The sequence below is a fragment of the bacterium genome (assembly GCA_008933615.1).
Lineage (GTDB): Bacteria > CLD3 > CLD3 > SB21 > SB21 > SB21.
This window is the reverse complement of the sequence record WBUR01000017.1, coordinates 37,558-56,385: the sequence shown is the minus strand read 5'-3', so window position 1 is coordinate 56,385 and position 18,828 is coordinate 37,558. Positions and strand designations below refer to the sequence as shown.

The following is an 18,828-nucleotide window of genomic DNA, read 5'->3' as shown; positions in this document are numbered from 1 at the left end:
TCCCTGAACCTACCGAAGGGTGCGGTGGCATTAGCCAAATTCTAAACTCTAATAACTAAATTCTAAAAAGCCCCCCTGTCCTTCTGAGCTTAGCAAAGAACCTTATAACAACTGTGTAAACAAAGCAGGATAAGATTCTTCCTTCGTCAGCAGGACAGTGGCAAGTGCGGTTGCCCATCCTGAGCCTGTCGAAGGAGTGCGGTTGGCTATAGCCATTCTTAAGTTCTTAGGTACAGATTCCCGCCTGCGCGGGAATGACGGGATGCTATCAGCACCCACCCTATCTTTCTGAACGCAGCGAAGAACCTTATAGCAACTGTGTTAACAAAACGGGATAAGATGCTTCCTTCGTCAGCAGGACAGTTATCAGAGGCCAGTTGTAACCCCCTAATCACTAACAACCAACCACTAAAAAGTTACTTCTTATGCGCATCCAACTTAAACACTTTGCGCAGTGTTTTTGAAATGGGTTTATCAATCTTACGGGTATAAAAAATACTAAACGCCACAAAAAACACCATCAGTACAAGCGGTAACACTGGGTTGGCAAACAACGAAATATCTTTAACATCGTTCAAAATCACCCCGCCTATGTTTTGATGGATGAGGTATAAAAAGTAAGAACTTAATCCAATCTCTACCATCCATTTGGTTTCAAAAAAGGCCAATGCTTTGGGGTAATAAATAAAGGTGAGGAACATAGCCAGCATCAAGGCGAAAATCAGCATTACGGCCACAACATTCATCATTTCAAAACTATGCAGGTAATGATAGTATGAATAGTAACAGAATACCGCAAAGCTTAATCCCATTGCTATTTTAAAGAAGTCATCAATTTTATAATCCCCGTGTCGGGCTTTAAACAGGTGGTAAAAGAAAAATCCTGCCTGAAAAAACACCAAATGCCTGTGCAACGGGAATAAATTGAACGGATAACCCAATAATTTAATTACCGACGATTGGGGATTGATAGCCATTCCTAAGAATTTACCATCGCTAAGATTATCGAAAAAAGTACCGCCGGCAATGATAAGAAACGATACTACCACAAAATTTCGGAAGAAGCTTTTGGTATTGGCAAAGTACAACACGCTGCAAAGGATGTAGAACAAAATCTCGTACCACAGCGACCAATACGCCCCGTCGATGTATTCAAACTCCAGTTTATTCCTGAAAATCGTTTCTAAATTCCACGGAGGAAGGAACGTAAGGCTCGATAGCATATTCTGTATCTTACCGTTAGCCGCAAAATAGCCCGAAAAATCAAAAAGATTAATTATCGTAAGCGTTATCAGCGAGGCAATTACCATGGTTGGGTACAACCGTATAAAACGACGTATCCAAAATTGCTTAAGGTTTTGGGTATTATCCAACGTGTACACAATTACAAACCCGCTGATAATAAAGAAAAACTGCACCCCCATTTTGCCAAACATAAAATAATCATAATCAGATCCGTACGGATACAGCGAGATATCATTAAAGGGTGTTGTCCAGCGGGTAAAAAAGTGAAAAAGCACCACAGGTAAGATGGCTAATGCTCTAAAGCCATCCAGGATTTTAATACGCTGGTTCATTATAGTTAGTAGCAGTTGTGGGTGTGAAAATACGGCTTCTTTTTATAAAAGCCCAACCAAGCAATATTCTACAATAGCCTTTTAACCAAAATACCCCTTAATCGTCGCAAAGTGCACCTATCCTTAAAGAAAATTTAAACTTTTTTTAACAATCACCGTCAGCATAAATCTAACTGAAAATCTGTGCACTACACCCTCAAAACACCCGCTACAAGGGGGCAGACAAGAAAAAATTTTAAAGATTTTTTCGCCCTGCTATTGTGTTGAATGTAAAGAGTACTATATTTGCACTCCCCAAACGGAACACCGATACGGGAAAACAAAATGCGGGAGTAGCTCAGTTGGTAGAGCGCAACCTTGCCAAGGTTGAGGTCGCGGGTTCGAGCCTCGTCTCCCGCTCAAAATGGTAACGGATTTGAGAGAAACGGAATTATCCGGAAGCCCCTCAAGTCCGTTTTTTGTTAAAAACAGTCCACCCGCCCGGGTGGCGGAATAGGTAGACGCGCAGGACTTAAAATCCTGTTGGCAGTAATGCCAGTACGGGTTCGATTCCCGTCCCGGGCACGAGTTTAAAGCCACTCCAGCGAGTGGCTTTTTTTGTTTACTACAACAATCCTACAACAGAAGGTGGGGTGAAAGGCAAGAGAAGCTAGTGTCCGGTCCGCTCCCACGGGTTCACAACGGGAACACCGCTAGGCTCAAAATCCTTCACATTCCGCGTCATGATATGCAATCCGTGTTGCAAGGCGGTTGCCGCAATAATGCCATCAATCGCGGGGAGCGTCCGGCCTTGCTGTTTGGCGCGGGCGGTCATTTCACCCCATGCAATCGCCGTGTCTTTATCGTAGGGCAGAATCCGCGAAGCGAAAGAAGTCTCCACCCCCAACAGCCAGTCAGATAAATGTTTGCGCTTGCGAGTGTGGGGTAACAGAAAAATGCCTTTGGCAATTTCGCCGACTGTCACCACGCTGATAAAAAGCTGTGCGCCGTCAATCTTGGCAATGGTATCGCGGACGGCGGTATTTCCCGTTGGTTTAATCAATTCGCTTAAAATACAGGTATCGAGCAGGTATTTCAAAGCGAAATATCCCTGTCGGTGCTTTTATCGCGGGCAACATCCAAACCCTCTACTTGGGGGATATGCAAAAGATAATCGGCAAAATTCGGGATGCTGCGCCCCGACACCGCAGGCGGCTCTATATAATCCTCTTTCCTGATCACAATCACCGCTGCATCATCACCACGAATTTCCTGTGGCCCGTCTTTCAGTGCCATCGCAAATACTTTTCTGAATTCTTTTTGTGCCTGCGTCAGTGCCCAATCCATAGCCTTATCCTTTTCTCGCGCCATTCTACCATTACTTAAAGGCATTTTCAAGCCTGCGCGGCGGTACCCTTCTTTCGCACCATAGTCCTCCTTTTTCCTTTCCTCCTGTTTCCCCATTTTCCGACACGCTAACACCCCCGCTCAACCACCATATCACACCACGTTAATCCACGTTGCGCCAATATTTTGCAGCCTGCAAAACGCCCTCTAACTTGCAGGAAAACAAGGGGTCATGCTGCGTATTACCATGAATACATCCGCCGCTTCCGCCAAAAAATATTACAGCGAAGCCTACTATCAGGAGGGCGGCGACACGCTCGATTATTATGCCGAAAAAAACGAAGGAGCTGGGCGTTGGGGCGGCATAGCTGCCAAGAAGTTAGGGCTAATCGGGGCTATCGACAAAAACGACTTTGCAGCCCTGTGTGATAACCTGCACCCAGCGCATCACACCACCCTCACAGGTAGGCAGAACCAGCACCGCACCGTCGGCTATGATTTCACCTTCAACGCCAGCAAGTCCGTCAGCCTTGCCTATGCGCTTGGCAGTGCAGCAGATAAACAGGTTATCCTCTCGGCATTCGACGCCGCCATCGCCGAAACCATGCACGAAGTAGAGATGGGAATGCAAACACGGGTGCGAAGTGGCAGCAAAAACGAAAACCGCATCACGGGTAACATAGCCTACGGAGCATTCACCCATTTCACCACAAGGCCGATTGACGGCGTTGCCGACCCGCATCTGCACAGCCATTGCTTTGTGTTTAATGCAACGTATGACGAAGTGGATAACAAATGGAAAGCAGGCCAGTTCCGGCAAGTGAATCAGGATGCTCCCTATTACGAAGCCGTCTTTCATTCACTGTTGGCCGATAAGTTGCAACGATTAGGCTTTGGCATCCAAAAAACCGAACACGGGTTCGAGCTTGCGGGGGTTGCACAACCGCTTATCGACCGTTTCTCCCGCCGCACGCAAGAAATTGAAGCGTATGCCGCCGAGCATGGCATCACCGATGGAAAAACTAAATCCGCCATCGGTGCCAAAACCCGCGAGGCAAAACGGATAGCGCTTACCCATGAACAACAGGAAATCGCATGGCGAAATCGCCTGAGTGCAGACGAACTCGCCTCCATACAAGGTTTGCGGAGCGCAGATGGCGGAGGAAACGCCTCAACCGCAACTACTACAGCCGCCCACGCCGTGAGCTATGCGCTTGCCCACCATCTGGAACGTAAATCGGTAACAAGCGATAAAGAGGTTTTAGCGACCGCCATCAAGGCGACGATTGGCAGTAGCACCCCAAACGCCGTGCGTCATGCCCTTGCCGAAGAAGAAGGAGTAATCGCGGTCGAAAAAGACCTGCGCCAACTCCTCACCACCAAAGAAGCCCTGCGCGAGGAAAAACAGCTCATCGCCGCCGCCATCAACAGCAAAAATAAGTTTCGTCCCCTTTACTCCAATTACCAACCGCAAAACCCGTTGCTCAACACCCAGCAACGCAAGGCCGTTCATCACGCACTTTCATCAACCGATGGCATCACCATCATCAGCGGTAAAGCAGGCACAGGCAAAACCACCCTCATGCAGGAAGTGAAACGCGGCATCGAAGCGGCAGGCAAACAGATTTATTCCTTCGCCCCATCAAGCGCGGCAAGCCGTGGCGTGCAGCGTAGCGAAGGCTTTGCCAATGCCGAAACGGTTGCCATGCTGATACAGGATTCTTCCCGCCACCCCGAATTCAACCATCAGGTAATATGGGTGGACGAAGCGGGGATGTTGAGTAACCGCGACATGAACGCCATTCTTGCGATCGCAGAAAGGCAGGGCGCACGCATCATCCTCTCCGGCGATACCAAACAGCATAGCAGCGTCACCCGTGGTGATGCCCTACGCATCTTGCAGGAGGAGGCAGGGGTTCGCCCCATCACGGTCGATAAAATCCAGCGGCAGACCAACGCTGCATACCGCGAGGCCGTGTCCCAGCTTGCTGCTGGCAAGGTCGAAAAAGGCTTTGCCACGCTCGACAAACTAGGTGCCATCAAACAAATCGAAGAAGGCGGGAAACGCACCCGCACCATCGCCGAGGAGTATTACCATTCCGCCCATGCAAGCGGGGGGCGTACCAAAAATGTGCTGGTCGTTTCCCCCACCCATGCCGAGGCGGATGCGGTAACGCAGGAAATACGACAGACCCTAAAAACATACGGTGTTTTACAAGGCGCAGACCATGAATACACAACACTTAAAAACCTGCAATTCACCGAAGCACAAAAGGGGCTGGCGGAACATTATAGCAAAGGCCAATGGGTGGCCTTTCATCAGCATAGCAAGGGCATTAAAGCTGGTTCGCGGCTTCAAGTCACCGAGGCGACAGAACACGCAGTAACCCTTGCCGATGCAGCAGGTAACCCCGTTTCCTTGCCATTGAATGAGACGGCACGTTTTTCTATCTATGAGGAAAAACCCATTGCCTTTGCCGTGGGCGATAAAATCCGCATCACCCAAAACAGCAAAAGCCTTGAAGGCACCCATCTGTTCAACGGTAATACCTATCAGGTGCAGGCATTCGACGGGAATGGTAATATTACGCTCACCAACGGCGCAACACTCAGCAAAGAGTTCGGCCATCTCGATTACGGCTATGTCTCCACCTCCCACAGCGCACAGGGCAAAACTGCCGATAAAGTAATTATCTCGCAAAGCAGCATGAGCCTGCGTGCTTCCTCGATGGAGCAGTTTTACGTTTCCGTTTCACGCGGGCGGGAGGCCGTCTCCATCTACACCGATAATAAAGACGAACTGGCACAAGCCGTCAACCAATCAAATGCTCGGCTTTCTGCAACGGAACTGTTGCGCGGGCAAGAACAGCAGAAAGAAATTTCACCACAGATATCACAGCCTCAACGCAGAACCGCCACGCTACCACCCATCACCCATCACTCATCACCCGCCACTCACTATGGACTTCCGCCAACGCCTCGAACAGAGCAGGATTACACGCGATAACGAGCCTACGCGTGTGCCAGAAGAATCGCCGACCAGCGATTATTTCGCAGTAAGCAGCGGCGCAAGCCATGCTTGCCTTGATTTGCGGCTGCCCGACGGCAAACGCATCGGCTTGCCTTATGCCTATATCAACGCCATCACCTTCGACCCCGAAACAGGCATCACCCTCACCAACACCCGCGAACAGGTCACCATCACAGGCCGCAACCTCGCGCGCCTGTTCGACCACCTGTTGCTTTACCGTGTTCGGTATATACAAGTAAACCTTGGTGGCGACAGCCAAGAAGAGGGGGTGTTTGTAGAAACTATCAGCATTGAGCAGCTTTAATATCGGTTATGTTGAAGAGGCATTATTTCCGCTGAATGATTTTACACAATAAATGTGTCACTGTAGTTATATTTTTTTTATTTTTGATTAAACTGATCTATCTATGGTTGCCGAGACTGAAAAAAAATCAAATTCCGTAATTCACCAGATTATAATAGCAGTAGTGAGCGGCGTTATCCTGTTTTTAATAACAAATCCTTTTCAAAAGAATTCATCCGAAACATCGCAATCTCATAAAGATACGATTACGATACAACAGCCAAGCAATGTGCAATCGCAACCTCAACCACAAACCATAGAAAACCACTATTATAACACCAACACTCTGAGTTCAAACTCTCCCAGTAAAGTTGAATCAAATGAAAATTTTAATACCCACAGTCATCCTGAATCCATAAGGGATAATGCAAACCAGACGATGGCTACCACTAAAATTCCGGATTGTCAGACGTATAAAACTGGCGCATTTGTTTTTAAAAACAATACAAAATATTTTTTATCTGTTGGCATAACGTATTTTCAAAATTATCACAGATATGTGACGTTATCCATACCTCCAGGAGCTGAGAAAAACACTGGAGATCTGCCAGTTGGATCACTGACATATGAGATTAAAAATCAAGACATAAGGGATGAAACAGGGAATTATTCTGTTGGGGATTACGGAAAAATACAAATAGAACAGTGCAATACAGGCAGGTATGACATCAACATCATCAAGTTGCCTGAAAGAGAATACGATCCAAGCAAAGCACCCATTCTTCCCTAAACATTAGTGAAATCCTCACATGAAATGACATATCACCCCTGTGACTTGATATTAGTTACTTCCTTGTATTAAGGAAAAGTGAAAAAATAGCTTTCTAAAGTTTATTGATTAACATTAAATACTAGGCGGCCTGTGGGGTTCTGCTTTTGGTCGGCCTTCGCGCATATCTTTGTGGAAATCCTCGATGATGCTTTTTACGTCGCCATAATGAGGTGTTTCTGTTGGGTCTTGCGATTTTGCAAACCATCCGCGCCAAGTTTTATTTTTCGTACGATATTGCTGTGGTTGTTTCGGTGTACCGCCCATTAATATCCCAGCCTCGATGATGTTATCGGACAAATCCTGTTTCATAGTTCGGCGGGTGCGGTGTTTTTCGATAGCATAAAAAAACGTCGCCAGTGCTGAAATGCAAAGCCACACTCCCGCAACATCTTGTAAAAGAAACGCCAGCACCAGCAATGCCAAAGGGTCGATTAAGATATTGGTAAAAGAAGTAACATTGCGCAACCACCACGGTGCGCGAACCCTGCGCTCATGACGGGGTATAAATATCATTCCCACATATACAAATGGAGCTGCAAGCAGGTTGATAGGAAACATGAATAGTTTTCCAAGTGGCTCAAACCATGAGGTGCCATCGTCAAAGGAATGGATCGGGGCATTGATGCCGCGCCGCCACCACATCCTATAAAAATGTACCAAGCCAAAGATTAGGTAGAGTGCTAAAAAGCCAAACATGCTGTGTGCCAGCAGCCATTCTTTTCGTGTGTAGGACGCTGGCGTAGTTGCGCCTTCATACACGTCCAGCCATTGCAGAAAAGCCGTTGCATGCCAGTGGAGAACATACTGCGATCCGGTGAACAGCAGCAACACCAATAGTCCTGCAAAGAAGTTAGTGGCGGTCAGCCAGCGGCTACCGAAATTGCGTCGGGTGAGTATTTCGATAGGCACAGTAAACCAGCCAAGCATATAATAGAAAGAATACACCCATGATGCATAATTATTGGAGGCATCGGGCCTGCGGGTGACGTTGCGTGTAATCGTTTCGGATTTCATGAAAGTGTTTGTTTGAAGTGGGCAAATAAATGGGATTTGCGGTTGCTCCATATCCTGCCATTCTGAAACACGACCGCCTCGACGATGCCGCCGTTAGCTGCACCGCCTTTTTTGAGCATGGTGAATTGTTGTGGCGGTACATCATAATCAAAGCTCTGGTTCATGGAGTTACTTAAGTTAAACTGCTCACGCCCTACGGATTGAGAAAATCCGCTACGGTTTTGCCAGCTTTTACCGATAATTTCCGCCGCTTTTTCATTGGTGAGCGGATCACTATTTGCGTGGAAGATTTTGGTTTGCAAGTTGCCGACGAGTGAATCAACGCGGTGCTTTTCATTTTCACCGCCCAGCTCCGCGTAATAATTAGGTAGGTTTTGCGTGATGTAAACCGTACAGGCCATGCTACTACGCGCCGTTGCTTGAAAGTGCATATCGTAACTGGTAATAAAGTTCTGCGCCTCATCTGCCCAAAGAAAGACGGGGATGGTTTGACCGGGAATAACACTGCGCCTTTCTGCTGCCTGCTGCCAGATATATTTATAAGCAACCTGCACCGCACGGCCAGCCTCGGCAAATTCTTTTACGGGGAGGTAAAGCACAATGATAACGCCCCGATGGGTAAGTTCAGGGTAAGCAATAGTGCGCGGATCTTGCGGCGGTTCGGAAAATAATTGCCGAAACGGTCTACGAAGGAACATATCCATCATTGTAGTTAGGGTAGAAATCACGCTGGTGCGTGTTTTATCCGAAAGTGTTGGAAATTCTTCCAGCCAGAACGAGGCCATCGTGTCAAAATCACCCTGTGTCCACCTATCGTGGTTCTTTGCATGGCCTTCAAGCAACAGCTTCCAGCACAGGCTTTTCTCACGCCATTCGTCCTGATCTATTTCCTCAGGATTCTTTGGGGCTGAGAGGATAACCTCGCGGATTTGGGGAATAGAAACTGAGCCGCGTGAGATCACACAAAGGTCAATGCAATTGCGCAAGAGCTGTTGCATGGCCCGTGTCCAATATGGATCATTCCCGCCTGTTGCCGTACTGCGGTCTACCGCTTCGTAAATCGTGGTGAAAAGCCGAACAAGGTTCTCGGTGTAACCGGCTCCTGCGCCTTGACGCTCGATTTCATATTGTAAAAAGGGAAAAACAAAATCACCGGAGCTATCAAACACAAGTAATTGTTTTTCCCGTCCTGTTTGCTTGGCGTAGGTTTTCCATTCTTCAAGCACGTCTTTTTTAGCGCATAATACAAGGCCGCCAAATCCAGCTCGCAAATAAGCCCGGGCAAGCTCTGCGCCGCTGCCACTGGTTTTACCTGAGCCGATACCGCCAAAAATCTGCACCCCTTCACAGGCATCGGCGAGGGTAAAGGGTTCTGTACCGTTAAATGAATATAGGGGGTAGTTAAGGTTTAAAGTCATTGAATTATTATGGGTTTAATTAAGGGGAAAAACTCTTTTTTCCTGCGTAGTTGTCACAAAATCTTCACACGTTTTACAAATGGTTACTGGTAAAATGGTGTTGAAAAAGGAGTTTATGACTGAATTGGGCAAACAGTTAAAAGCCTTACATGATGCTTCCATGGCAGACATAGCTGCGACCAAAGACCTAGCAGGCCAAAGGTTTAAAGAAGGAGATGTGCAAGGGACAGTCGATGCGCTCACAGGAATGATGGAGCGACATAAAGCACGTAACTTAAAACCTGAGCAGTTAGCAACCACCTCTCCTTCGGTTTCAAATACAGTAAAGCCTGCTGTATCTTCAACTGGTAAGACTTCGCCTGTTATCGGCAAGAACACACTGCCTAAAGGGATGAGCATGGGCAAAACTACTGCCATTGTCGCGGGGATTGGATTGCTTACCATCGGAGGGGTTGCTTTATATCGTCAGGCTCATAAACCAAAGCAGCAGTCGGGTTCATGGACAATGCGGATAGAGCAAGAGCGCCAACAAGGAATATCAAGACAACGTTAAATCTATCATTCTTCAAGTCGTTTTGCGCGTAGGTTAAGAGCAGTCGTCAAGGGACTTTCACTGGTGAGCAAAGCGGCGAGTTGCATCATAATTTGTTGTGCCGCACCATATTCTCCGGCGACTACCAGCATTTTCGCGTATTCCTTAATGCCATCAATAATCTGTGCGCGTTCTGTATAGCGGCTTTGCACATCTATCAAAATCTCTTCGTGGGTACGCTCAAGAAATTGCATCCTCAGCTCATGGTGTGAACGGATAGCGGCTAAATCCCTTTCTTCCGTTGCCACCAGCTTTGCGAGCTGGATGGCTTCAACGGCAAGCCCCACAAGGTCGTTGGATTGCAGTTGAAAAGTAAACGGTTCACTGCGTTGTTTCGCTTGCTGAAACAGGGTAATATCAATTGGCTTTTTCTCCATATACAGGGTTAAATTCGTGTGTGACTTAGCTGGTAGGCATCTAGCATGAGCATATATAAATAAATGACATTGCCCTTTGTTTCTTCATTAAGCTCTCCTAATGTTCGGGCGTGTGGCGGGAGTGTTTGTAAATCTTCCACCAGCTTGCTGATATATGTTTCAGCCTCTTTTAGCTGTTGAGAAATGGGGATTATCTGCGCTGTGTCCGCAGTTTTCAATATCTCAACAAATCCTCGCATATCTCTAACATAGTAAGAGACTTGTCCGGCGGTGTCCTCGACCACGCGCTTAAGTTTAGAGACGTTAGATTTTGCTTGAACCACGGAAATAGCAACCGCGGCAAGTGCCATAGCAGCACTTCCACCGGGCTGAGTAAGCGACTTACTTACTGCATTTGCCGCACCAGTAGAAACCACAGGGTATTTTCGGGCAATCGTGTCAGGATTGGGAATATTGGGTTTGGCAGGAATACGAATAGTTAAACCCTTTGGCAGGGTATGTGTTGAGATGCGCAGCTGCTTTAATTCAGGGATAAATTGCCTAATGTGCTTCTTTGCCCGAAAGACCCTGCGAATAAGTTGTGTTTGCTGGTCAATCAATGTGGCGTGACGATTTTCCAATTCGACATAGCACTGTTTCGCCGCTGATTCGATACTCTGTCGGTAGGCATCAAGTGATGCACAATATTTGTTTAACAGTGAATGGTTTTTAAAAACGCTCAGCCAAGAATCATTGATTTCAGGTATGGGAGGAGTTTCCTTAGCAAGAGTGTGATGGTGAGTATTAATATCCCATTCGGTGAGGGGATAAATAGGTTCGGGTTCCTCCCGAAGGTTAAAATAATGAAAAATTCTTTTTCTTAATCCCCGCGACCCATAATAAAGGCATACGAGTAGCACAATAAACAGAACGCCCATAGTCAGTTGATATAAAGGTTTGATAGTTTTGCATTGGTAGTTTTAACGCTCTAAATCTGCGGGTTCGAGATGCTGCTCGTAGCCGGGCACACCGTTGGCTTGATTTTCATTTTGCCTGATAATGGCTTTTTCTACCGCATTTTGACGCAGCATTTCCTCATTACCTTGTACGCGGCTGATATTGTCTTTGGTTTCTTCGTTAATATCGACTTCGTGAAGGTCTTTAGGATTCACCTCGCGGTTTTGGGGAGGTGGTGGAGAGGCAATGTCATCCACCTCTTTCATGTCGTAGTGACGGAGTGATTTGCCTAGCTGAGTAATTTCATTGTGAAGGGCAGTTTGATTCACTGCGGGCTGCCGCTTAAGCGCGTCAGCAACAGGGTTAAATATTCCCATAGCATGCAAATTAATTACATATGCTAAATTCGGAAATTAACCCAAACTATCCAAATATTGGCTGTTAATTTTTTGTTAAGCTGAGAGGGTTAACTACTCTTATCAAGCCCGGACAAATCGACGGGGGACTCGCCGTATTCCATGAGGAGGCGGTTTACATTCTTTAGGCTTTGGATGGTTTTGTCTTCGGCGGGCATACGACCATCGCGGATTCTCTCAATAACGGCGATTACGTGTAGACGTGCCTGTATGCGTGTCTCATCTTCATTGAGAAGATGTGCCTCTTCGGGAGCGACCAGTTGAATAGGAAACGTTAGAATTTGTGGGGTGTCGGCCATAGCTAAAACATACCACAACCTGTATCGTTAAGAAAGCACGAAACCTATTATGGTTCTAGTTTGCGCAATACCTCCTTCAATGTCTGGTTGGTGTCGATAAGCTCGGTAATCCGTGCTTCGAGGATGGTGATTTTTTCTTGGAGAAGGCTGTTTTGCTGTTCGAGTTGGGTGGTGTATTCGTCTTTGTTCACGTTGACGATGTAATTACCGAAAATCACGCCTGCGCCAGTGCCTTCGTTTTTGTTGTGGAAGACAAGACTTTCGGGGAAAAATTCCTGCACAGGTACGCCGAGGATATGGGCGAAGCGCAGCACCGACTCGAAATCTGCCTGCGTTTCGTTGCGCTCAAGGCGCGCATAGGCCGAGGGAGACATCCCGAGTAAATCGGCAAATTCTTCCTGTGTTTTATGGCGTTCTTGGCGGAACAGGTGCAATTTATCGCCAACCTTCATTTTCATGGGCAAAACCGTTTTACGGTTCCAAATATACGCAATTCGGTTTCCTTGCAGACGGCTTTTTTCATTGGTTTGCATCAAAAAACTATCGACATGAAATCATCGTTATTCTCGTTCGTTTCACTATTTCTTGGTGTGTGTTTCCCTGTCGGCGGAATGCTGGCGCAATCGGCTCCCGATACGGTATGGCAGAAGAAAATCGGCGGGGCAGATTATGAAATGGCTTACTGCATCCGCAATGCAGGCGATGGGGGATATATCATCGCTGCGGTTTCCTCCACACCCGACGAAGATGACAATATTCTTGTGCTGAAACTCAATGCGCAGGCCGCCGTCGAGTGGCAGCGCCTCATGGGCGGCAGCGACGCGGAAGAGGCGCGAACCATCGAGCAAACGAAGGATGGCGGGTATATCCTGCTTGGCACCTCTCTGTCCGAGGATGGCGATGTCACCGTCAATAACGGCAGGCGCGATGTGTGGGTGGTTAAACTCAACGCAAACGGGGCGATCGAATGGCAACGCTCCATCGGTAGCAATGCCGACGAAGAAGCCGTGGCGATAGCACAGGCGCCGGATAACGGATTTGTGGTGCTGGGCACGGCGCTGAATGGCGATGAGTTTTCCGGCGACCGCAATTATATTGCGGCAAAACTGACAGCGCAGGGAGTTGTATCATGGCAAAAGGAATTCGGCGGTAGCGGGAATGATGTTGCGCACGGCCTGATTGTTACCGAAGACAACGAATATATTTTGGCAGGTACAAGTTATTCCGAAGACGGTGACTTACCCACAACTATTGTAGGCGATTATGTTTGCTGGTTGGTGAAGGTCAATACCAGTGGCTCGATTCTCTGGTCGAAATGCTATGACGGTGAAAATGGGGGCATCATAAGTGCCGCCAAACCGCAGCCCAATCGTTATAGTTTTTTGGCTATCAAAGGCCCATCCTCTAATTCCTATCATTGGTTATTCACCATTGATAAGCAGGGCGTTGTTCTCTCCGATACCAAACATTATTTTCCGAGATATCACATCGGCGAAGAACTGATCCGTACTGCGGATAACGGATATATAATGACCGGCTTCGCGGTGGAAACCGACACCGCCGGAGACCCAACAGCCCTTGGCACATGGCTGGTGCGGTTTGCTGCCGATGGCAGCCTTGTATGGCAAAAGAAACTGCTAAACGACACTGCCAGCGACAGCGCAACCTATGTCGGAAAATCCACCGTAGAAACCACCGATGGCGGCTTTCTGGTAGCGGGGCACCTCACTTACTTTGAGGACACGGTGGGCAATGTCGATGTATGGCTGGTAAAACTCGGCGGCACCAACCTTCCCGCAGGGGTGGATGAAGCCGCAGGTGTGAACGAAACAGTGATGTTATACCCCAATCCAGCGACGACTACCTTCACGTTGGAATGGCAGCACGCAACAACGCACCCCGCCTGTATCCGTCTTTATGATATTTTAGGTAAAATAGTATTCAGCGAACTACTGCCACAAGGCACCGACCATGCCACGCTGAACCTAACACCCCTCCCATCCGGTATCTACACGCTAACCTCTACTGAACGCGAAGTCATCCGCAGGTTCCGGCTGGTAAAAGATTAACCTGTTACTCGTGCATTTCGGGTGATTTCACCCTTTTCCCAGCCCGTGAAAACGCACAATTTTGCACATGTTTACAGACAGAATACCTATCATATGAAAACAGTTTTTCACAAACACTCTTTGCTGCATTCTTTTGCAGCCGCATGCCTCCTTGCTTTTGCATTTCTATATTCAACCTCGATTGATGCCCAACGTTGCGGCGTAAATGGCATCACCTTCACGCAACAGGCCGGATTTGGTAATAACAGTCAAATCATAATCGGCGGTTATGGCCAGAACGACGGTGCAATTAATTTCAACTGCTACAGCGACAGTTCTGTGTACGGCCGCTCGCGCATTTTCAATCGCCCTGTAGGTATGCTACCGCCTGCGGGCAGCCCAGTTCCCACATGGAGTTCACGGATATTTCAGGACTTACCTGCGGGCATCCTGCGTATTCAAACCAGCGGGGTAAACAACGCCTGTTATGACTCGGTGAACTGGAACCGTGGGCTTACCATGCACACGAGCGGCAGTGTAGGTATCGGCACTAATCCTGTGTCAAACTTTATGCTTGCCGTAAACGGTGGTATCGCCTGTAAAAACGATGTGTTTATTACCCTTACAGGCATCACATGGCCTGACTATGTTTTTACGCCAACATACCGCCTAAAACCGCTTTCCCAATTAGAGCAGGAAATTGACAGCTTGGGGCATCTACCTGAAATGCCATCGGCGCAAACGGTAGAAACCGAGGGAATGTCAGTTACGACCATCACCACCACCGTAGTCAAAAAAGTGGAAGAATTGACGCTCTACACCATCGACCAGCAGAAACAACTCGATGCCTTGGCAAAAGACAATGCGGAGCTGAAAAAACAAACCGAGCAGTTGATAAAGCGTAACGAGGAACTAAACGCCCTGATTGAACGTCTTTTAAAAGAAAAAGAATAAATTTGTATTAAATCATATCACCATGCGATTGCTGCTGCCTTTATTAATGCTTTGCGGATTGGCTCTCACCTTACAGAACTGTAAACCAGAAAAAGACGAATGCCACGACCCCGCCAACCCTGAATGTGAGAATTATGATCCGTGCTACGGCAAAAAACCCGTAACGGCGGAAATCATCCTCTCGCAACGTGCAGCCCCAAGTTCAGGCGGTGAATTAGGTAAGTTATACCTTGATGAAGGTGGCGACGTATTTCCACGCATCCAAATCCGGTTCCATTGCCCGCTTGAAGGTGCAAAATACACATGGACGCTGGGCGCGGAAACCATTACCGAACAAACTTTTGAGCGCAACTTTTTTACCGTTTCTTACGGCGTATATACGGTGAAACTCATCGTGGAGAAAGCCCCCAATACCCACTGTTATCCCAGTGATGATGGTTTCGATACGGTGGTAAAAACGTTCAAAATTGTTCCAGCGTGTGAAATTGAAGCCTCTGGCATCTATAAAGGGGTATGGGATAATTCCACAGATAGCGGTATCGTAACGATAAGACATTTCTATGATGGAACGTACAGCGATAGTTGCTCATTTGGGATAACGAGAATCACAAACCTTCAAAACAAACGTGACACACTGCCGATGTTATCGGGTTCGTGCAGCATTTCAAATACCCAAATTATCCAGCATAGCTATCCGGCATTAGGTTTCCGAAAGTTCACCATGAAGGTAAACCCAGCCACCAAAGCAACGGATATTGAGTTTTCCATCAGCGAAAAGAAATTCACGTTCAAGGGCAGAAAAATCGCTAATTAACGACACCATTTCTAAATGAAAACATTAAAACGATGGCTGCTACTATCCGCGGCCATAGCGATGTATGTCTGTGCCAACGGGCAGGACTGCGTTCGCCTGATACGCACGAAATACGATAGTTCTTACAATAACGAACTCTCTACGCTTTTCCCGAACAAGATTAATCCATGGCTGAATAGTTTCGACTTTGCTCGCATCGACAACGGCATTGCCTTTCATGACATCGACCTGAACCCAACAGCAGGGTGGATCATTCCGGGCATGACAGGAAGTAATTACAAAATGAAAAGCCCGTTCAGCGTTGCGATGGCCTCCGAATACGATTATCTCAGCCAGCCTTTTGGTGTCGGTAGCTCCGTTTACGATGCAGATATCTGGTGGGAAGACGGTTGGGAACTGATGTGGATGAATACAGGCTATTACCCGAACGGTAATCCAGTGAACATTGCAGACACGAATCGCATTTTATCCGGGTCTTATGGGTTGGCAAACCCACGAGCACCCTATTTTATTTTGTATAACCGCTATACCGGAAAACTGAGGGTGTTTGCCAATTTATTTACTGATTACAATCAGTATCAAAACGTCAGAATGGTGATGAGCTATCCGACAGGAAAAGACAACTCAGGCATCTTCAGGCATCTATTGAATTACGACCAAACACTTGACCAACCTTCCTTGGTTACTGAAATCAGTTCCTTCAACCACAACGAAAACAACAATACCTTATGGTGGTCATCGGATTTTCAGTTGGGGTACGACCCATGTGTGTGTGAAAAACAAAGTGAAATAGATTTTTCATTTTGGGCTGTCAAAAATCTCAATATTGACCTGTATGGCCGTATCGTGCAGCAGGATATGGATGTGTCGGTATTGGGCAATCCTGATTACAAAAACTTTCTCACCAACGAAGCGGTAAAAAACGCAAGTTTGACAGGTAATAGTGGAACACTTTTATTCAAACGGTTTGACAGCTTGCTGGTGAAATACGACCGCGAACTGGAATTATACAATACCCAGCTCAACAGTTATAATCATCCGTTCAATTCGACCATGCGTACTATCCTGAAATCTGCAAAAGATGGAGTAAGTGCCGCAGGCGGCGCGTTTGTTGCCAAACCATTGGGCGACTTCTTTTTGCGCCAACTCGTAAAAATCGACGGTCCCACCAAGAAAGACACCACCACTGCATCCGGTTGGGCAGAAGAAGTAAACAAAGCTACCAAAGGCCAGTTGGGTAAAGCGTTTGACTTTTTGTCCATGGCGGCATTGGGTGATGATTTTACCAAAGAACCACAACGCCCCTCTATGCCTACGGCTACTTTCAGCGAAATGAAAATTGCAGGGGTAATTTCGGACTCAGGTTTTGTGAATGTATCGAATTTTTTAACTCCCGGCTCATACAAATACCCGCAGCAATTAACTGCTTACAATTATCCTGCCTACAATAATGCCGTGGGCTTATATGCCCTATTGCGCAAGCCAGTAGTAAAGGGGCTGCGCGACCAGTTTCCAACCCGTACATTGGTATCACTTGACACGGTTTTTGTAGATACTTCGATGACCGGCAGCATCAAGACCATTAACATCCGCACCAACGAAGTAAATACCGTTGAGCATCATAACAAACTGTTCCTGAACGTTGCCGAGCCGTTGAAATACAAACTCAACAAAGCCCTCGATTTTGACATGGATAAAACCAAACTCTACGTGTCATTTATCGTTGAGTTGGAAAATACAATCCCCAACGGTGACAACTGCTTCACGCTGCACCTGACCGAGGACAACGAAAACTTTTACCTACGCGACGTTATTCCTGTGCCAGCCACCACATCCTACCAGTTGTTTTATGAAACCCCTTGGAAAAATATCGAAGATATCGGCGACCATTTCTTCAAGATGGATTTCAAAAATAGCTACGAAGCATTTGGAGTGAGAAAAACATCATTGACGGTATTTGAAGGTGACACAACGGTGAACGTAGGTCAGTTGAAAGAATGCGTTGAAGAAACCCAAGCCTCGTTCAAAATCAAAAAAATAAAAATGAAAGTGGCTGCCGATATGTATTTTGACCAGTTGGGGTCGAACGGGTTGCAAAACAATAATTTCCAAACCTTCACCTATCTGTTGTTCGACCCTGAGAATGAAATTAACTGGATTACCGATGCGCCTGACTCGTCGGAGGTTAAACGCAGGAAGGTAGATAATCTTTCATTGACCAATGAAGTGATTGAACCCACCGACCCATTCGTATTTGAGACCAACGGCAACACCATAATCATCAATGCAAAAAACATCAACCTGAGCGGCACTATTAGCGTGCAATCGGGGTTTGATGCCGTATTGCAGGCTACCGGAAACATCACGGGCATCAGCAGCAACACCACCATTGGCCGTGACATCCGCCTGAAAAACGTCAGCGGTTATTCACCTTTCGGTAAAAACTACGAAACCGCCGAACAGGAATTGGCCGACTATTGTAAAGACGGTGAGAACGGCTACCAAGCCTATAAAGCAGCTAATAAAATGGCGGAAGAGGCGGCACCCGAACCACCAGCGAAGGCATCAGCGCAAAAAGAAATCACGGTATCCGTCTATCCAAACCCTGCGCAAAACCGCTTATTTGTCAGCACTTCGGCGGACGATGATAAAGAATATGTCTTTGTAGTGGTTGATATGATGGGGCGCAGCCTCATCCATGAAACCGTTCGCGGCGCAAACCAGCCACAATTTGAAATCACAACCGATACACTTGCAGCAGGGACATACCTGCTAATCATCAAAACGTCCGACGGTGCAATAAACCAAGCCCACCGAATTATGATTCTGAAATAATACGTAACTACCTATACCCGCTTGTGTAATTTATTACATAGGCGGGTATCAAAATCGTCATCGAAAATGGCGATTT

General features: G+C 47.0%; 17 protein-coding genes and 2 tRNA genes. 10 read left to right on the top strand and 9 right to left on the bottom strand.

The window, feature by feature from the left end:
* Positions 1 to 416: 416 nt before the first annotated feature.
* On the bottom strand, positions 417 to 1,577 hold the full coding sequence (locus F9K33_08075) for an acyltransferase (GenBank protein ID KAB2879781.1): 1,161 nt from the start codon (positions 1,575 to 1,577) through the stop codon (positions 417 to 419).
* Between the two features lie 326 nt (positions 1,578 to 1,903).
* Here F9K33_08075 and F9K33_08070 point away from each other — a divergent pair.
* Both F9K33_08070 and F9K33_08065 read left to right on the top strand, forming a co-directional pair.
* Positions 1,904 to 1,976, top strand: a tRNA-Gly gene (locus tag F9K33_08070).
* 79 nt (positions 1,977 to 2,055) lie between these two features.
* Positions 2,056 to 2,141: transfer RNA gene (locus tag F9K33_08065), tRNA-Leu, on the top strand.
* Positions 2,142 to 2,226: 85 nt separating this feature from the next.
* Here the strand turns inward: F9K33_08065 and F9K33_08060 are convergent.
* A complete protein-coding gene (locus tag F9K33_08060) occupies positions 2,227 to 2,655 on the bottom strand; it encodes a type II toxin-antitoxin system VapC family toxin (protein ID KAB2879780.1) in 429 nt (142 codons plus the stop codon).
* Positions 2,652 to 3,020 (bottom strand): hypothetical protein, encoded by a 369-nt coding sequence (locus F9K33_08055; protein ID KAB2879779.1) that lies wholly within the window; start codon positions 3,018 to 3,020, stop codon positions 2,652 to 2,654. Before F9K33_08055 ends, F9K33_08060 begins: the two co-directional genes overlap by 4 nt.
* Before the next feature lie 115 nt (positions 3,021 to 3,135).
* Between F9K33_08055 and F9K33_08050 the strand changes: the two genes are divergently transcribed.
* The 3 genes from F9K33_08050 to F9K33_08040 all read left to right on the top strand — a co-directional run bounded on the left by F9K33_08050 (position 3,136) and on the right by F9K33_08040 (position 7,007).
* Positions 3,136 to 5,910, top strand: a complete 2,775-nt coding sequence (locus F9K33_08050; GenBank protein ID KAB2879778.1) for a relaxase domain-containing protein — start codon at positions 3,136 to 3,138, stop codon at positions 5,908 to 5,910.
* A gap of 13 nt (positions 5,911 to 5,923) precedes the next feature.
* Complete coding sequence (locus tag F9K33_08045) at positions 5,924 to 6,238, top strand: hypothetical protein (protein ID KAB2879777.1); 315 nt, start codon at positions 5,924 to 5,926, stop codon at positions 6,236 to 6,238.
* Between the two features lie 103 nt (positions 6,239 to 6,341).
* Positions 6,342 to 7,007 (top strand): hypothetical protein, encoded by a 666-nt coding sequence (locus F9K33_08040; protein KAB2879776.1) that lies wholly within the window; start codon positions 6,342 to 6,344, stop codon positions 7,005 to 7,007.
* 114 nt (positions 7,008 to 7,121) lie between these two features.
* Here F9K33_08040 and F9K33_08035 read toward each other — a convergent pair whose 3' ends face one another.
* Entirely contained in the window at positions 7,122 to 8,063 is a 942-nt protein-coding gene (locus F9K33_08035; GenBank protein ID KAB2879775.1) for a hypothetical protein, read from the bottom strand.
* Entirely contained in the window at positions 8,060 to 9,481 is a 1,422-nt protein-coding gene (locus tag F9K33_08030) for a TraM recognition domain-containing protein (protein KAB2879774.1), read from the bottom strand. Before F9K33_08030 ends, F9K33_08035 begins: the two co-directional genes overlap by 4 nt.
* A 79-nt stretch (positions 9,482 to 9,560) precedes the next feature.
* Between F9K33_08030 and F9K33_08025 the strand changes: the two genes are divergently transcribed.
* Positions 9,561 to 10,034: a hypothetical protein gene (locus F9K33_08025; GenBank protein KAB2879773.1), complete on the top strand. Its 474-nt coding sequence runs from the start codon at positions 9,561 to 9,563 to the stop codon at positions 10,032 to 10,034.
* Between the two features lie 5 nt (positions 10,035 to 10,039).
* Here the strand turns inward: F9K33_08025 and F9K33_08020 are convergent, their stop codons facing one another.
* The 4 genes from F9K33_08020 to F9K33_08005 all read right to left on the bottom strand — a co-directional run bounded on the left by F9K33_08020 (position 10,040) and on the right by F9K33_08005 (position 12,634).
* Positions 10,040 to 10,450, bottom strand: a complete 411-nt coding sequence (locus tag F9K33_08020; protein ID KAB2879772.1) for a hypothetical protein — start codon at positions 10,448 to 10,450, stop codon at positions 10,040 to 10,042.
* 8 nt (positions 10,451 to 10,458) lie between these two features.
* Positions 10,459 to 11,367 (bottom strand): hypothetical protein, encoded by a 909-nt coding sequence (locus F9K33_08015; GenBank protein KAB2879771.1) that lies wholly within the window; start codon positions 11,365 to 11,367, stop codon positions 10,459 to 10,461.
* 42 nt (positions 11,368 to 11,409) lie between these two features.
* Positions 11,410 to 11,763 (bottom strand): hypothetical protein, encoded by a 354-nt coding sequence (locus F9K33_08010; GenBank protein KAB2879770.1) that lies wholly within the window; start codon positions 11,761 to 11,763, stop codon positions 11,410 to 11,412.
* A 385-nt stretch (positions 11,764 to 12,148) separates the two neighbouring features.
* Positions 12,149 to 12,634 carry a helix-turn-helix transcriptional regulator gene (locus tag F9K33_08005; GenBank protein KAB2879769.1) on the bottom strand — a complete coding sequence of 162 codons (486 nt, stop codon included), beginning with the start codon at positions 12,632 to 12,634 and terminating at the stop codon, positions 12,149 to 12,151.
* Between F9K33_08005 and F9K33_08000 the strand changes: the two genes are divergently transcribed.
* The 4 genes from F9K33_08000 (at position 12,509) to F9K33_07985 (ending at position 18,752) form a co-directional block, all read left to right on the top strand.
* A complete protein-coding gene (locus F9K33_08000; protein KAB2879768.1) occupies positions 12,509 to 14,170 on the top strand; it encodes a T9SS type A sorting domain-containing protein in 1,662 nt (553 codons plus the stop codon). The genes F9K33_08005 and F9K33_08000 overlap by 126 nt on opposite strands.
* Before the next feature lie 93 nt (positions 14,171 to 14,263).
* Positions 14,264 to 15,103, top strand: coding sequence for a hypothetical protein (locus F9K33_07995; protein ID KAB2879767.1), 840 nt, complete (start codon positions 14,264 to 14,266; stop codon positions 15,101 to 15,103).
* Between the two features lie 22 nt (positions 15,104 to 15,125).
* On the top strand, positions 15,126 to 15,917 hold the full coding sequence (locus F9K33_07990; GenBank protein ID KAB2879766.1) for a hypothetical protein: 792 nt from the start codon (positions 15,126 to 15,128) through the stop codon (positions 15,915 to 15,917).
* Positions 15,918 to 15,932: 15 nt separating this feature from the next.
* Entirely contained in the window at positions 15,933 to 18,752 is a 2,820-nt protein-coding gene (locus F9K33_07985; GenBank protein ID KAB2879765.1) for a T9SS type A sorting domain-containing protein, read from the top strand.
* Positions 18,753 to 18,828 lie beyond the last annotated feature (76 nt).

Bases quoted from the DNA above. Each gene is read 5' to 3' on its own strand.
- F9K33_08040 (KAB2879776.1), top strand. From the start codon at position 6,342: ATGGTTGCCGAGACTGAAAAAAAATCAAATTCCGTAATTCACCAGATT.
- F9K33_08055 (KAB2879779.1), bottom strand. From the start codon at position 3,020: ATGGGGAAACAGGAGGAAAGGAAAAAGGAGGACTATGGTGCGAAAGAA.
- F9K33_08050 (KAB2879778.1), top strand. From the start codon at position 3,136: ATGCTGCGTATTACCATGAATACATCCGCCGCTTCCGCCAAAAAATAT.
- F9K33_08015 (KAB2879771.1), bottom strand. From the start codon at position 11,367: ATGGGCGTTCTGTTTATTGTGCTACTCGTATGCCTTTATTATGGGTCG.
- F9K33_08025 (KAB2879773.1), top strand. From the start codon at position 9,561: ATGGTTACTGGTAAAATGGTGTTGAAAAAGGAGTTTATGACTGAATTG.
- F9K33_07985 (KAB2879765.1), top strand. From the start codon at position 15,933: ATGAAAACATTAAAACGATGGCTGCTACTATCCGCGGCCATAGCGATG.
- F9K33_07995 (KAB2879767.1), top strand. From the start codon at position 14,264: ATGAAAACAGTTTTTCACAAACACTCTTTGCTGCATTCTTTTGCAGCC.
- F9K33_08010 (KAB2879770.1), bottom strand. From the start codon at position 11,763: ATGGGAATATTTAACCCTGTTGCTGACGCGCTTAAGCGGCAGCCCGCA.
- F9K33_08020 (KAB2879772.1), bottom strand. From the start codon at position 10,450: ATGGAGAAAAAGCCAATTGATATTACCCTGTTTCAGCAAGCGAAACAA.
- F9K33_08035 (KAB2879775.1), bottom strand. From the start codon at position 8,063: ATGAAATCCGAAACGATTACACGCAACGTCACCCGCAGGCCCGATGCC.
- F9K33_08030 (KAB2879774.1), bottom strand. From the start codon at position 9,481: ATGACTTTAAACCTTAACTACCCCCTATATTCATTTAACGGTACAGAA.
- F9K33_07990 (KAB2879766.1), top strand. From the start codon at position 15,126: ATGCGATTGCTGCTGCCTTTATTAATGCTTTGCGGATTGGCTCTCACC.
- F9K33_08005 (KAB2879769.1), bottom strand. From the start codon at position 12,634: ATGCAAACCAATGAAAAAAGCCGTCTGCAAGGAAACCGAATTGCGTAT.
- F9K33_08075 (KAB2879781.1), bottom strand. From the start codon at position 1,577: ATGAACCAGCGTATTAAAATCCTGGATGGCTTTAGAGCATTAGCCATC.
- F9K33_08000 (KAB2879768.1), top strand. From the start codon at position 12,509: ATGGCGTTCTTGGCGGAACAGGTGCAATTTATCGCCAACCTTCATTTT.